Annotated in this window: 15 protein-coding genes; 5 read left to right on the top strand and 10 right to left on the bottom strand. The window is 51.1% G+C overall.

The genetic code is table 11. The features are described 5' to 3' along the window. Positions 1 to 17: 17 nt before the first annotated feature. The 5 genes from scpB to J1836_RS02170 all read right to left on the bottom strand — a co-directional run bounded on the left by scpB (position 18) and on the right by J1836_RS02170 (position 4,949). Complete coding sequence (gene scpB, locus J1836_RS02190; RefSeq protein WP_207249254.1) at positions 18 to 572, bottom strand: SMC-Scp complex subunit ScpB; 555 nt, start codon at positions 570 to 572, stop codon at positions 18 to 20. Between the two features lie 67 nt (positions 573 to 639). Then, positions 640 to 2,787, bottom strand: coding sequence for an SEL1-like repeat protein (locus J1836_RS02185; RefSeq protein ID WP_207249253.1), 2,148 nt, complete (start codon positions 2,785 to 2,787; stop codon positions 640 to 642). Beyond that, the gene (locus J1836_RS02180; protein WP_207249252.1) at positions 2,762 to 4,018 is read right to left on the bottom strand and encodes a TIR domain-containing protein; all 1,257 of its coding nucleotides are present in this window, start codon (positions 4,016 to 4,018) and stop codon (positions 2,762 to 2,764) included. Before J1836_RS02180 ends, J1836_RS02185 begins: the two co-directional genes overlap by 26 nt. A 92-nt stretch (positions 4,019 to 4,110) precedes the next feature. Then, a complete protein-coding gene (locus tag J1836_RS02175) occupies positions 4,111 to 4,530 on the bottom strand; it encodes an HNH endonuclease (protein WP_207249251.1) in 420 nt (139 codons plus the stop codon). After that, positions 4,527 to 4,949: a hypothetical protein gene (locus J1836_RS02170; protein ID WP_207249250.1), complete on the bottom strand. Its 423-nt coding sequence runs from the start codon at positions 4,947 to 4,949 to the stop codon at positions 4,527 to 4,529. Before J1836_RS02170 ends, J1836_RS02175 begins: the two co-directional genes overlap by 4 nt. Before the next feature lie 125 nt (positions 4,950 to 5,074). Here J1836_RS02170 and J1836_RS02165 point away from each other — a divergent pair, with 125 nt between their 5' ends. Beyond that, a complete protein-coding gene (locus J1836_RS02165; protein WP_207249249.1) occupies positions 5,075 to 5,650 on the top strand; it encodes a Uma2 family endonuclease in 576 nt (191 codons plus the stop codon). On the opposite strand, the gene J1836_RS02160 is transcribed toward J1836_RS02165, so the two are convergent. The 4 genes from J1836_RS02160 to J1836_RS02145 form a co-directional block, all read right to left on the bottom strand. Further along, positions 5,615 to 6,436 (bottom strand): segregation and condensation protein A, encoded by an 822-nt coding sequence (locus tag J1836_RS02160; protein WP_207249248.1) that lies wholly within the window; start codon positions 6,434 to 6,436, stop codon positions 5,615 to 5,617. The two genes, J1836_RS02165 and J1836_RS02160, sit on opposite strands and share 36 nt — an antisense overlap. Next, the gene (locus J1836_RS02155; RefSeq protein ID WP_242632703.1) at positions 6,433 to 7,614 is read right to left on the bottom strand and encodes a tryptophan--tRNA ligase; all 1,182 of its coding nucleotides are present in this window, start codon (positions 7,612 to 7,614) and stop codon (positions 6,433 to 6,435) included. The genes J1836_RS02160 and J1836_RS02155 overlap by 4 nt, the downstream gene beginning before the upstream one ends. An 82-nt stretch (positions 7,615 to 7,696) precedes the next feature. Beyond that, complete coding sequence (locus J1836_RS02150) at positions 7,697 to 8,353, bottom strand: site-2 protease family protein (RefSeq protein ID WP_207249620.1); 657 nt, start codon at positions 8,351 to 8,353, stop codon at positions 7,697 to 7,699. Between the two features lie 5 nt (positions 8,354 to 8,358). Beyond that, on the bottom strand, positions 8,359 to 8,985 hold the full coding sequence (locus J1836_RS02145; protein WP_207249619.1) for an L-threonylcarbamoyladenylate synthase: 627 nt from the start codon (positions 8,983 to 8,985) through the stop codon (positions 8,359 to 8,361). Between the two features lie 51 nt (positions 8,986 to 9,036). Here J1836_RS02145 and J1836_RS02140 point away from each other — a divergent pair, with 51 nt between their 5' ends. From J1836_RS02140 to ygfZ, 4 genes are read left to right on the top strand one after another with little or no spacing between them, the layout of a single operon-like run. Beyond that, positions 9,037 to 9,666, top strand: coding sequence for a septation protein A (locus J1836_RS02140; RefSeq protein WP_207249618.1), 630 nt, complete (start codon positions 9,037 to 9,039; stop codon positions 9,664 to 9,666). Positions 9,667 to 9,693: 27 nt separating this feature from the next. Continuing rightward, a complete protein-coding gene (locus J1836_RS02135; protein WP_207249617.1) occupies positions 9,694 to 9,993 on the top strand; it encodes a YciI family protein in 300 nt (99 codons plus the stop codon). 24 nt (positions 9,994 to 10,017) lie between these two features. Continuing rightward, positions 10,018 to 10,911 carry a peptidylprolyl isomerase gene (locus J1836_RS02130; protein ID WP_207249616.1) on the top strand — a complete coding sequence of 298 codons (894 nt, stop codon included), beginning with the start codon at positions 10,018 to 10,020 and terminating at the stop codon, positions 10,909 to 10,911. Between the two features lie 54 nt (positions 10,912 to 10,965). Further along, on the top strand, positions 10,966 to 11,997 hold the full coding sequence (gene ygfZ, locus J1836_RS02125; RefSeq protein ID WP_242632700.1) for a CAF17-like 4Fe-4S cluster assembly/insertion protein YgfZ: 1,032 nt from the start codon (positions 10,966 to 10,968) through the stop codon (positions 11,995 to 11,997). Here ygfZ and J1836_RS02120 read toward each other — a convergent pair. Beyond that, on the bottom strand, positions 11,976 to 13,121 hold the full coding sequence (locus tag J1836_RS02120; protein ID WP_207249615.1) for a glycosyltransferase: 1,146 nt from the start codon (positions 13,119 to 13,121) through the stop codon (positions 11,976 to 11,978). The two genes, ygfZ and J1836_RS02120, sit on opposite strands and share 22 nt — an antisense overlap. Between the last annotated feature and the right edge of the window lie 191 nt (positions 13,122 to 13,312).

Below are 13,312 nucleotides of genomic sequence, written 5' to 3'. Positions count from 1 at the left end.
TTGATTGAGGGCAGATTCTAACTGTCCAACAACGTCAACTGCAATTTCTCCACATCCATGCTCTGAATATCCACCAAACTGGGCAAATCATCTAAAGATTTCAGGTTGAAATAATCCAAAAAGTGCCGCGTAGTGCCGAGCATTTCGGGGCGACCGGGCAATTCTTTATGCCCAAGCACGCGCACCCAATCGCGCTCCAGCAAGGTTTTAATGACGTTGGCATTGACCGCGACACCACGCACTTCTTCGATTTCCGCTCGCGTGATGGGTTGCCGCCACGCAATCAGCGCCAGCGTTTCCAAAAACGCCCGGGAATATTTTTGCGGACGAATGTCTTCGTGACGCTGCACCCACGCTTGGAACTCGGCACGGGTTTGCAAGCGGAAACCACTCGCAGTTTCTTTCAACTCGAAACTTTGGGATTCGCAAGCAACCGACAATGACTGTAATGCACTGCGGATGGCGGAACGGGGGATGCCTTCTTCGGGGGGAAAATAGCCTTCGAGTTGGTCGAGGGACAAGGGTTTGTCTGCTGTCAGCAGGATGGCTTGTAGGATAGTTTCAAGCTGCATTATTTTTCCTTATAAACACTCCGAATCCGAGCAAATTCGTGATCATCTCGCACGATAGGTAAGTCTGTCACTTACCTAACCGCTTCAATGCATCTTTTGCATAATCATTACCCTGTGCCGCAGCCTTCTTGTACCACTTTAGGGCAGATGTAGCGGATTTCTTAACCCCTTTGCCTGTCTCATACATCACACCCAGATTAAATTGCCCCTGCGCATTGCCTTGGTCGGCGGCTTTCTGATACCACTTCACCGCTTCGGCACTGTCCTGCTTCACCCCGTTGCCAGTCTCATACATATAGCCCAGCTTAACTTGACCATTAGCATTGCCTTGGTCGGCAGATTTCTGGAACCACTTCACCGCTTCGACGTTGTCCTGCTTCATCCCTTTACCGCTCTTATACAACATATAGCCCAGATTGACTTGACCCTGTGCATTGCCTTGGTCAGCAGCTTTCTGATACCACTTCACCGCTTCGGCGTTGTCCTGCTTGACCCCTTTGCCATTCTCATACATCACACCCAGATTAAATTGCCCCTGCGCATTGCCTTGGTCGGCGGCTTTCTGATACCACTTCACCGCTTCGGCACTGTCCTGCTTCACCCCGTTGCCAGTCTCATACATATAGCCCAGCTTAACTTGACCATTAGCATTGCCTTGGTCGGCAGATTTCTGGAACCACTTCACCGCTTCGACGTTGTCCTGCTTCATCCCTTTACCGCTCTTATACAACATATAGCCCAGATTGACTTGACCCTGTGCATTGCCTTGGTCAGCAGCTTTCTGATACCACTTCACCGCTTCGGCGTTGTCCTGCTTGACCCCTTTGCCATTCTCGTACATCACACCCAGATTTTTTTGCCCCTGCGCATCGCCTTGGTCGGCAGCTTTCTGATACCACTTCACCGCTTCGGCGTTGTCCTGCTTCACCCCTTTGCCATTCTCATACATCGTACCCAGATTGGTTTGCCCCAGTGCATCGCCTTGGTCGGCAGCTTTCTGATACCACTTCACCGCTTCGGTACTGTCTTGCTTCACCCCTTTGCCTGCCTCGTACATCCAGCCCAGCTCGACTTGCCCATCCGCATTGCCTTGATCAGCGGCTTTCTGATACCACTTCACCGCTTCGGCACTGTCCTGTTTCACTCCTTTCCCATCCCGATACATCACACCCAGATTAAATTGCCCCAGTGCATTGCTTTGGTCGGCAGCTTTCTGATACCACTTCACCGCTTCGGTACTATCTTGCGTCACCCCTTTGCCTGCCTCGTACATCCAGCCCAGATTGGCTTGCCCGTCCGCATCACCTTGATCGGCGGCTTTCTGAAACCATTTCACCGCTTCGGCACTGTCCTGTTTCACCCCTTTCCCATCCCGATACATCACACCCAGATTAAATTGCCCCAGTGCATTGCTTTGGTCGGCAGCTTTCTGATACCACTTCACCGCTTCGGCATTGTCCTGCTTCACCCCGTTGCCAGTCTCATACATATAACCCAGACTGACTTGCCCCTTCGCATTGCCTTGGTCGGCAGCTTTCTGATACCACTTAACCGCTTCGGCACTGTCCTGCTTCACCCCGTTGCCAGTCTCATACATATAACCCAGACTGACTTGCCCCTTCGCATTGCCTTGGTCGGCAGCTTTCTGATACCACTTAACCGCTTCGGCACTGTCCTGCTTGACTCCTTTGCCACCCTTATACATCGCCCCCAGACTGAATTGCCCCAGCGCATTACCTTGATCGGCAGCTTTCTGAAACCATATCACCGCTTCGGCACTGTCCTGCTTCACCCCTTTGCCTATCTCGTACATCCAGCCAAGATCGTATTGGGCTTCTGATATTCCGCGTTCTGCATCTGCTTGGAGTAACGGAGCGGCTTTGTTGAACCAATCCATCGCGGTGGTTTCGTTTTTCTCTACGCCTTTACCGATTAAATACATGCGGGCAAGATAAAACTGTGCCGTACCATTATTTTGTTCTGCCAACGGGCGAATTTGCTGTACAGCAAGCGCGAAATCATTTTTATAGGCAGCGGAAATACCAGCCATCAAGGAATCGTTCTCTTGGGCTTCTTGTTGTATTTGCGCTTGCAGCTTTTCTTCTATGGTTTCACTATAAGCCGAGAGACTCAGCAGTAGCCCTCCAGTAAGCAGCCAGCCCACAAATCCGGCAGAGAAACCTTGGCGTTTAATGACATTTTGGTAAGTTTTCATACGTTTCCTTGGCTTTAGTGTCACCGGCATCAGCGGCTTGTTTATACAACTGGCACCCCTTTTGTTGATCTTTATCAACCCCCTGACCCACGTAATAGCTAGCCCCCAATACTTGCATGGCAGCAGTATCACCGGATGCTATTAAGGTGGTCAAACGGGCAACAGCATCAGACCATGCGGTTTTATCGTCTGATTCTAACGCAGCTTTGGCTTGTGCCAGATCTCCAGTTTGTTGCCAATAATAACCACCACCACCAAAGGCTGCGGCAGACATTAAGAGGGCTGGAATCAAGGGAAATTTCTTAACAGGAGGCTTTTGGTTCTGAGAACTCATTTTATCAGCTTCGGCTTGCCGTTCTGCTTCTTTGCGAGCGTGTTCCTCAGCGGCTGCTTTCTCTTTTCTTAGCTGTTCTTGTTGGGCTTTTTTCTGACGCTCAATCTCTTCATGCTCTTCACGAACTTTTTGTTCTTCAGCACGTTCTTGCTCCCGCTTTTTTTGCTTGGCTGCCTCCTCTGCCACAAGACGAGCTTGAGCCTCATCTAGCCACCGCTGATGTGATGCTGCTTCATGTTCAGCCAATGCTTTTTCTTTTGCCAATCTTTTCTGTTCAGCCGCTTCTTCTGCTAAACGCTGCTGTTGTTCCGCATCCTCGCGAGCCTGTTGCTCAGCGGCTGCTTTTTCCCGTACAAGCCGCTCTTGCTCTGCGGCTTCTTCTGCTAAACGACGTTGTTGTTCCGCTTGATCGCGTGCTTGTTGCTCTACGGCTGCTTTTTCCTGCGCAAGCCGCTCTTGCTCAGCGGTTTCTGCTGCTTCACGCTTGGCTTGTTCAGCATCATGCTGCTCCACCAATTCCCCGATTTTTTCAGCCAGCCGGATAAACTGCGGATCGTTGACATCAGCCTTCCAACTAACGAAATCCCCCGTCTGACGCATGGTAAAACCTACCGGAATATCCACTGAGTCAATTTGAATAGGCAGCAACACATTGCGCTGTTTAGCGACATTTGCCTCTTCCAACACCCACTCAGAATCAACAGATGCCGTTGACCACACTACCACCACACACTTGCTGGTACGGATGGCATGGTTAATCTTTTTGCTCCAATGATCCCCAATATTAATAGTGCGGTGATCCCAAAACACTGACCAGCCTTGCCGTTCCAATGCTTGAAACAGCGGCTGCAAACGCTCGCGGTCTTTTGTCGAATAACTGAGAAAAATGTCGTGCATACTGATAACTGATAGTGAAGCCCCGATAAACGGATAGTAACCGATATTTTGTGGGATTTCTGCCTTATCAGTAACACCTGCTAGACAAATTCCTACTCAGGTGGATGCCAACCCACTTCAACCCATAAAGCACGGGTACAGACACGAAATTCAGTGTTCAGGGACAAAGCCGAAACGGTTGCCCTGCCCGTCGGAGTCAATCCAGTAACATTCGTGCCATCATCAGACCAGATAAAATGTTCTCCCCAATGTTGCCGACGGGGATTAAACAGCGGGGCAGGCTCGCCAGTTTCAGGATCAACGGCATCAGTCAAAATCCCTTTGGCTTCATTGCAAAGGCGGCAGGATAACCAAAGATTTTCCTCTTCATTACCACCACCCTTAGCGCGTGGTAACAAGTGTTCGATGGTAAGCGGTACACCGCTGACCAGTTCCTGCGTCAAGCAATACCCGCAACGGAATAGCGCCTGTTGCGCAAGGCGTTTGCGCGTTGCCTGAGAAATAGCACTCATGCGCTTTGCAGCTCCCCACGAGGCGGGGTGAGTCGATAGCCACGCCGCTTCAAAAGCACGGCGGCATAACTACGCCGGAACGTCAACACATCTGCCTCGCGTCTCAACGCTTGTAATGCCTGCTCGTCATCAGAAAGAAGTTGCCCTAGTTTTTTCTGTTCCAGTAGGGATTCGTAGCTCTGCCAATGCTCTGACGGAAAAACCCGGCGAGATTCCTGAAGCAATTCTTGATCATTCATTGCCAATAAAGGAAAAACATCATTTTGATACCCAACGGGAATATCCTCAAAAATAGGCGGGAGGGTATGCCGCAGGCTATCAAGGATAATGGCTTCCGTCGGCTGCTGGAACAAGGAAGCCGCTTGATACAACTGCTGGTAGAGTGCATCCGATACATTGATAGTAATAGCGTGCGTCATATTTCACCTTCTGGCATTTACCAACCTAACTCACAACAAGATTACACCATACAATTTATCCGTGACCATGAGAAGGGATATGCTATGTTTACGACTAGTGCAATGAAAAATCAGGAGCATGAACAATGGGTGCAGCAGAACAGTTACAGCAATATTTCACCTACGCCGACTACGCCAAGTGGCCGGAAGATGAGCGTTGGGAACTGATTGAGGGTATCGCGTATGCAATGGCTGCTCCATCACGGCAACATCAACGGGTCAGTTTCGAGGTAGGTTTCCAGATACGCTCGCATTTAACGGACAAGCGTTGCAGCATCTATTCCGCACCGTTCGATATACGTCTGCCCAACCACGACGAAGCCGACGATGATATAGACACCACCGTCCAACCCGATCTTGCCGTCATCTGCGATAAAAACAAGTTGGACGACAAAGGCTGTCGGGGTGCGCCTGACTGGGCTATCGAAGTGCTTTCGCCGTCTACTGCCCTCAAGGACATGGACAAAAAACGCTGGTTATACGAACGCCACGGCGTGAAAGAATATTGGATTATTCACCCAACCGATCGCTGGGTAATGGTGTATACGCTCAAAGACGACGGGCAATACGGCTTGCCACAAATGTTTGGCATGGATGAGCCGACCGCTGGCAATTTGTTCAGTGACTTACACATCGACTGGACATTCATGCAGGAAACCTGAAGAGGCAGCGCGAATATACAACGGCGCATACGCCTCATCGCCTTGCACGACATCAATCAAATGCGCTTTGAGCAATTCCAACACCGCCATCAACGACACCACCACGCCGCGCCGCCCTTCTTCCACCCGAAACAGGTTTTCAAACGGTACAAACGGGTGTGCTTGCAACAGGGCTAATACATGCGTCATGCGCTCGCGAATCGACAAATGTTCGCGCCGAATCTGATGAGAAGTGAACATATCGGCACGTTTCAACACATCCTGAAACGCTAGCAGCAATTCGCGCAGCCCGACTTCCGGTTGTGGACGCGGTGCTTTGGGGAAATCCGCAGTCGTTTGCACCGCCCAATGCTCGCGCTCCAAACGCGGCAAGGTATCCAAATCAGCAGCCGCTTGCCTGCACTGCTCGTATTCCTGCAACTGACGCATTAATTGCGCACGCGGATCGTCTTCTTCGACCACTTCAATATAACGCGGCAACAACATTCGCGATTTGATTTCCGCCAGCATCGCCGCCATCAACAAGTATTCCGCTGCCAAATCCAGCTTGAAATCTTTCATCAGCTCGACATAAGCCACGTATTGCTCGGTAATCTGTGCAATCGGAATGTCGCAAATATCGAAATTTTGCCGCCGGATCAGGTATAACAACAAATCCAGCGGCCCTTCAAAGGCTTCCAAAAAGACTTCCAGCGCATCGGGCGGGATGTACAAATCCTCCGGCATGGCGATGACTTGCTCACCCCGCACCACTGCCCACGGCATCCCCTTCAGGGAAACACTCATCGCTGATGATGAGTAAAGCGCATCGCTTCCATCACATCCGCCAGCGTTTCGCGTGCCACTTGCCGTGCGGCTTCCGCACCTTCACGCAAAATAGCCCGTACCCGCCCACGGTCTTCCTCAAACTCCGCCGCACGGTGTTGGATCGGCGCAAGTTCAGCCTGTACCGCCGCAATCACTGGCTGCTTGCATTCGAGGCAACCAATTCCCGCGCTGCGACAACCTTCCTGCACCCACTGCTTAGTGGTGTCGTTAGAATAGATTTCGTGGAATTGCCATACCGGACACTTTGCCGGATCACCGGGATCAGTGCGCCGTCCACGCGCTGGATCCGTCGGCATGGTGCGGATTTTCTTGTCCACACTCTCCGGTGCTTCCCGTAAGGCGATGGTATTGTTGTAGGACTTGGACATCTTTTGCCCATCCAACCCCGGCATTTTCGAGGCTTTGGTCAGTGCCGCTTGCGGCTCTGGCAGAATAATCTTACCCGACCCTTCCAAATAACCAAACAAGCGTTCACGATCGCCAATCGACAGGTTTTGCTGTGATTCCAGCAAGGCACGCCCCACGCTCAAGGCTTCGGCATCACCTTGCTCTTGGTATTGACGGCGCAAATCACGGTACATTTTCGCCTGTTTCTTGCCCATCTTAGTCGCGGCTTGTTCGGCTTTTTGCTCGAAATCTGGCTCACGCCCGTACAAATGGTTGAAACGTCGCGCCACTTCACGGGTTAACTCAATATGCGCCACTTGATCTTCACCGACAGGCACACGATCCGCTTTGTAGATCAAAATATCTGCCGATTGCAGCAACGGGTAGCCGAGAAAACCGTAAGTCGCAAGGTCACGCTCTTTGAGTTTTTCCTGCTGATCTTTATAGGTCGGCACGCGCTCCAACCACCCCAGCGGCGTAATCATTGACAGCAATAGGTGCAATTCAGCGTGTTCCGGTACATGCGACTGCGTAAAAATCGTCGCGGAACTGGGGCTAATCCCCGCAGCCAGCCAGTCAATTGCCATGTCTTCGACGTGCTGGGAAATGCCACCCGGCGTTTCGTAATGCGTCGTCAAGGCGTGCCAGTCGGCAACAAAGAAAAAGCACTCGTAATTGAGCTGCATTTCTACCCAGTTTTTCAACACACCGTGATAATGACCGAGGTGTAACAATCCGGTTGGGCGCATCCCTGAAACGACACGCTGATTATGCGAAGGCGTAGTACTCACGCGGCAAATACCTTTATTCGTTATGAATGTCATGCAAAAGCTAGAGGAACAGGCTGGCTAACATATCCGCCAAGATGTTCACGATGGGGGCAACAATCTGATTTAGCACACCAAAATACAGTAAACCGAACACAATAAACATCCCATACGGCTCGATCACGTCAAGATAACGCGAGAGCGAGACGGGCAATAAGCCAGAGAGCACCCGCCCGCCGTCCAAGGGTGGAATCGGTAACAGGTTGAAAACCAACAGCACCAGATTAATCATAATCCCATTTTGGCTCATATCCATAAACCCACGGGCGATATTTTCATCGGGAATCGTCTGGGCAAACAACACCAATAAGATAATCCACAGCACCGCCATGAACAGGTTTGCAGCAGGCCCCGCAGCGGCGACCATCACCATATCGCTGCGGTAATTTTTCAGGTTGCGGAAATTCACCGGAACAGGTTTCGCCCACCCAAACAAAAAAGGTGAACCAATCAGCAATAACACGGCAGGCACAGCGATTGTGCCCATCGGATCAACGTGCTTGATCGGATTCAACGACAAACGCCCCAGCATTTTCGCGGTGCTATCGCCCAGTTTGTTGGCTACCCAACCGTGTGCTACTTCATGCAGGGTAATCGCAAACAACACCGGAATTGCCCACGTTGCCAGCCCGTACAAAAAGGTATTAAGGTCAAAATCCATCGAGATCAATGCTCCACTAGCCAGTCAGTATTGCCTTTGCCTTCGCGCAAAATGACCGGACGTGCTTCCATTAAATCCACCACTGTGGTGGGTTCATGCCCGCAAAAACCGCCATCAATAATCAGATCGACCTGATGTTCCAACGACAAACGAATTTGGTAAGGGTCAACCATCGGCAGATCTTCCCCCGGTAAAATCAGCGTGCTGGACATCAACGGCTCACCCAACTCTTGTAGCAAGGCTTGCGTGACCACATGATCCGGCAAACGCACCCCAATGGTTTTGCGCTTAGGGTTTTGCAAGCGGCGCGGCACTTCACGGGTCGCCTGTAGAATGAAGGTGTATGGCCCCGGTGTCAAAGATTTGATCAAGCGGTAATTCATATTATCCACTTGCCCGTAGAGAGAAATCTCCGACAAATCACGGCACACAAGCGTGAAATTATGCTTAGTATCGACTTTACGGATACGCTGGATACGCTCCATCGCCGCCTTGTCGCCCACATGGCAACCAATCGCATAACTGGAATCGGTCGGAAAAACGACCACACCGCCCTCACGAATAATCGTGACCGCCTGACGAATCAAGCGAATCTGGGGGTTTTCTGGGTGAATTTGAAAATACTGACTCATTGCACAATTATCGTTTAGAATGTTTAACTTTAACCAATTATACCCATACGTATGAAGTTCCTGTTTGACTTTTTCCCGGTTGCACTGTTCTTTATGGTGTACAAATTTTTCGGGGCGCTGCCACCTGAATGGATTGCAGCCGCCAACCAGTTTCCATTAATGGCACTTAACCAGAATGAACCGAAAGATGCCATCCTGATGGCGACATTGGTCATCATTTTAGCGACTATCGTGCAAAATGCGCTGTATTTCGCGCTACACCGCCGGTTTGAGAAGATGCACTTAATCACACTCGCCATTTTGATCGTGTTCGGCACACTCACCCTGTTCTTGAAAGACCCGATTTTCATCAAATGGAAAGTCAGCATCATCAACTGGGGATTTGCGCTCGCCTTCATTATCAGCCAATACGTTGGAGCGCGTAAGACCCTAACAGAACGCATGATGTCGAACGCGGTTCAAGTGCCAGCGGCTATCTGGTTGCAAGTCAATTGGCTGTGGGCAGGCTTTTTCGTCTTCATCGGCGTGCTGAATCTGGTGATTGCGTACAACTTCAGTGAAGAAGTGTGGGTAGACTTTAAACTGTTCGGTGTATTGGGCTTGACCTTTGCCTTTATCATTGCGCAAGTGTTCTACCTGCAAAAACATGCGCTCGACACCCCCGACACCCCCACTAAATAGTTACAAAACGTTAAGGACACTATCTCTATGTTATATGTCATTATTGGCGAAGATGTTGAAAACAGTCTGGCACAACGGCTTGCTACCCGCCCCGCTCACGTAGAGCGTCTGCTGGCATTACGCGATGCAGGTCGTTTGTTTGTTGCAGGCCCTAACCCATTGATTGATAGCGAAGATCCGGGTGAAGCAGGCTTCAGCGGCAGTGTCATCATTGCTGAATTCGACTCCTTGGAAGCGGCGCAACGCTGGGCAGAAGCTGACCCCTACAAAGCAGCCGGTGTTTACCAGCGTGTGACCGTCAAACCGTTCAAAAAAGTTTTACCATAATCATTACAGAGGAAAAAGCTAACCATGCGTTTCAACACTAACAATATTATCGCAACCGGGCTGGTTGGGTTAACGCTGATGGCAACTAGCCTGTACGCTGAAGATAAAGTCGTTGTCGCCACCGTCAATGGCACAGAAATCACTCAGGAAACCCTGAACAATGTCATGGGCATGGTCGGCGGAATGCCGGGTGCGCAAGTGGATAAAAAATCTGTTCTCGACGACCTGATCATTACTGAGTTGGCACGCCAAGAAGCCAACAAAGCGGGCTTGACCGAACGTCAAGAAATCAAAGACAAGATTAAAGATGCGACTGACCGTCTGGTATTGAATACATGGACGCAAGAAAAAGCCGCTGCCTTCAAACCGACTGACGAAGAGCTGAAAAAAGCCTACGAAGAACGCACCAGCGGCGAAAAAGTTGAATACAAAGCGCGTCATATCCTGATGAAAACCAAAGCCGAAGCCGAAGGTATCATCAAAGAACTGGACAATAAGGTAGATTTCGCTGACTTGGCTAAGAAATCTTCCGATGGCCCATCCGCTGGTCAAGGTGGCGATTTGGGTTGGTTCAAACCCAGCACAATGGTTAAGCCTTTCGCGGAAGCCGTCGCTAAAATGGAAGCTGGCACGTATACCAAAGAACCCGTTCAAACCGAATTCGGTTTCCACGTCATCAAGCTGGAAGAACGCCGTGACGTCAAACCACCGGAAATGGAAACGCTCAAGCCACAACTGGAACGTGAATACCAGCAGAAAAAAATGCTGGCGTACATGGATGAGCTGAAAACCAAAGCAGACATTAAAGTCACCTTGCCAGCAGAAGCAGCCAAACCCGCCGCCGAAGCAGCACCAGCGGCGGCAGCGCCTGCTCCAGCAGCAGTACCTGCGCCAGCCGCGACGGAAGAAAAGAAATAAGTGCTTTTCAGGGGCGAACACTGTTTCGCCCCCTTTCCACCCACTCAGGAAGTCATGATGAAAACAGAATGGAAAACCTTCCTCATTGATCACGGCGCAGAATTCAGCGGTGACTCACTCGTTTCTTTTGGCAACCCCGAACGCGAACGCCGCATTCCCCCACAAGGTGCGATCCTCTGCGACTTAGCCCATTTTGGTCTGATCAGCGTCAGTGGTGCAGATGCCACGACTTTCTTGCAAGGTCAGCTAACCAACGATATTAACCAAGTTTCCGACACGCAATCGCAACTCAGCGCGTATTGCACCCCCAAAGGTCGCACGCTCGCCACCTTCTTCATCACCAAGCGCCAAGGCGTTTACTACCTGAGCGTGGCTCGCGATTTACTTGAGCCTATATTGAAACGCTTACGCATGTACGTCATGCGCTCCAAAGTTGCGCTAGAAGATGCCAGTGCCAGCCTCGTGCATTTCGGTTATGCCGCACCGGATGGCGATGTACGTCTGCAAGCCATTCTCGGCAAAGCACCCGCGAATGCCTACGACACCCTGCAAAGCGGTGGTTTGACGATTATGCGTCAGCCTGCGCCAATTCCGCGTTTCAAGATTCTGGGTGAACTCGATGAAGCCCGCAAACTGTGGGAACGCCTTAACGTCAATGCCGCGTGTGTCGGGCGCAGCAGTTGGGAATATTTCAACGTCCTGTCCGGCGTACCGATGGTCACGCAAGCCAGCTCGGAAGCATGGGTACCACAAATGCTGAACATGCACCTGATCAACGGTGTGAGTTTCACCAAAGGCTGCTTCCCTGGTCAGGAAATCGTGGCTCGCTTGAAATATTTGGGCAAGAGCAAACGCCAGATGTACCGCGTTGGCATTCCCCATTGTGTGGCTGTGCCTGCGGTCGGCACGAACATCGCCAGCACAAATGACGCTGAAGCAGGTACGATTCTCAACGCCACCTTGAACCCCGATGGCTACGTGGAAGCGCTGGCGGTCATGAAAATTGCCGAAGTCACTCAACCGCTGCGCTTCGGTGAATATGCCGTGAAGGTATTGGAGCTGCCTTACGTGCTGGAAGCGGAGTAAAGTTCATCCTGCAATAAGTGGCGATAGGTGTTGACCACAGCATCCAAACTGTAACGCGCTGCCACCCGTTGTTTAGCCTGTTCGCCCAATGCCTGCCGTTGGGCAACGCTTTGTTGCAGCAGATTCGACCACGCTTGCGCTAGAGCGGGCGCATCACCTGCTGGCACAATCAAACCCGTTTCTGCCACGAATTCCGCAATATCGCCCACATCCGTTGCCACACACGGCACACCTTCCGCCATCGCTTCCGCCAAAAATAACGGGAACGCCTCGCGTTGCGACGACAGCGTGGCTATATCCAACGCCGCAATCAGTCGCGCCGCATCGGTACGCACACCCAACAAATGTACATTGGACTGATCAAGAAGTGTCGAGAGCAAAGGTTGCAACGCAGGATTGCTAGCCTCCATCCCCTCGCCTGCCAGCAAGAAATGTACCGCTTGCCCGCCCTCCTGCATCAAGCGAATCGCCGTTAGCAGGTTGGGAATATCTTTTTCTGGCACGTAACGGGTAAGGCTGCCGATCAGCAGCGCGTGCGCTGGTATACCCAATTCTTCGCGCACACTGACGTAATATTCCGCACGACGACTGGTTTTACCCAGCGGAATACCGTTTGCCACCACTTGCGCGTGTTGGGTGGCGTAACCCAATTCAGCATGACGCTGCATACTGCGCCGCGACACATACACAATGCGCTGCGGAAACCGTGACAACCACCGCCCTGCTTTCAATACAAAGGCATGTTGCGCACGTTCCAACGTCGCTTTTTCCGGCGTGTGATGCATTCCCCACAACAATAGTGGGCGACGACTGGCAAACAACCATGCCAGTGTTGCAAACAAATTGCCGTGGTGCATCCAGCCGTGAATCACGGTCGGCTGAATCTCGCGTACCAAACGCCATAAACGCGGCAATAACCACGGTAATGCTTTCACCCGATTCAAACCGAGGACATGCACAGGAATGCCAGTTTCGGCAAACTGCTGCTGCACGCCATTCACCTCTACTAATGAGATGACATAAGGTTTGTAATCATCACTGAATGCAGACGTGGCTAGATTTAACAGGGCTTTTTGTGCGCCGCCAACACTTAGCGAGGTAATGATATAGAGAATGTTGCCCATTTTAACTCCAAGTATTTGTTTATATTAAATAAGCCTTGGCGGTATAATTACTGATACCGTAACAAGTACCGAAAACACCCCAAAAACCACCGTTAGTTGCGTATTTTCAACGCACTCGGCCAATGTTGATGTTAGGTCTAATGTGATAGCCATCACAGCGTTTTTCGGATATACGGCGGAACACTTCAGAA

It is taken from the genome of Thiothrix fructosivorans (genome assembly GCF_017349355.1).
Lineage (GTDB): Bacteria > Pseudomonadota > Gammaproteobacteria > Thiotrichales > Thiotrichaceae > Thiothrix > Thiothrix fructosivorans.
Note: the sequence above shows the minus strand (reverse complement) of the source record. Positions and strands in the feature narration are given on the sequence as shown.

Bases quoted from the DNA above. Each gene is read 5' to 3' on its own strand.
- J1836_RS02165 (WP_207249249.1), top strand. From the start codon at position 5,075: ATGGGTGCAGCAGAACAGTTACAGCAATATTTCACCTACGCCGACTAC.
- J1836_RS02130 (WP_207249616.1), top strand. From the start codon at position 10,018: ATGCGTTTCAACACTAACAATATTATCGCAACCGGGCTGGTTGGGTTA.
- ygfZ (WP_242632700.1), top strand. From the start codon at position 10,966: ATGATGAAAACAGAATGGAAAACCTTCCTCATTGATCACGGCGCAGAA.
- J1836_RS02170 (WP_207249250.1), bottom strand. From the start codon at position 4,949: ATGACGCACGCTATTACTATCAATGTATCGGATGCACTCTACCAGCAG.
- J1836_RS02150 (WP_207249620.1), bottom strand. From the start codon at position 8,353: ATGGATTTTGACCTTAATACCTTTTTGTACGGGCTGGCAACGTGGGCA.
- scpB (WP_207249254.1), bottom strand. From the start codon at position 572: ATGCAGCTTGAAACTATCCTACAAGCCATCCTGCTGACAGCAGACAAA.
- J1836_RS02175 (WP_207249251.1), bottom strand. From the start codon at position 4,530: ATGAGTGCTATTTCTCAGGCAACGCGCAAACGCCTTGCGCAACAGGCG.
- J1836_RS02120 (WP_207249615.1), bottom strand. From the start codon at position 13,121: ATGGGCAACATTCTCTATATCATTACCTCGCTAAGTGTTGGCGGCGCA.
- J1836_RS02160 (WP_207249248.1), bottom strand. From the start codon at position 6,436: ATGAGTGTTTCCCTGAAGGGGATGCCGTGGGCAGTGGTGCGGGGTGAG.
- J1836_RS02155 (WP_242632703.1), bottom strand. From the start codon at position 7,614: ATGCGCCCAACCGGATTGTTACACCTCGGTCATTATCACGGTGTGTTG.
- J1836_RS02140 (WP_207249618.1), top strand. From the start codon at position 9,037: ATGAAGTTCCTGTTTGACTTTTTCCCGGTTGCACTGTTCTTTATGGTG.
- J1836_RS02180 (WP_207249252.1), bottom strand. From the start codon at position 4,018: ATGCACGACATTTTTCTCAGTTATTCGACAAAAGACCGCGAGCGTTTG.
- J1836_RS02185 (WP_207249253.1), bottom strand. From the start codon at position 2,787: ATGAAAACTTACCAAAATGTCATTAAACGCCAAGGTTTCTCTGCCGGA.
- J1836_RS02135 (WP_207249617.1), top strand. From the start codon at position 9,694: ATGTTATATGTCATTATTGGCGAAGATGTTGAAAACAGTCTGGCACAA.
- J1836_RS02145 (WP_207249619.1), bottom strand. From the start codon at position 8,985: ATGAGTCAGTATTTTCAAATTCACCCAGAAAACCCCCAGATTCGCTTG.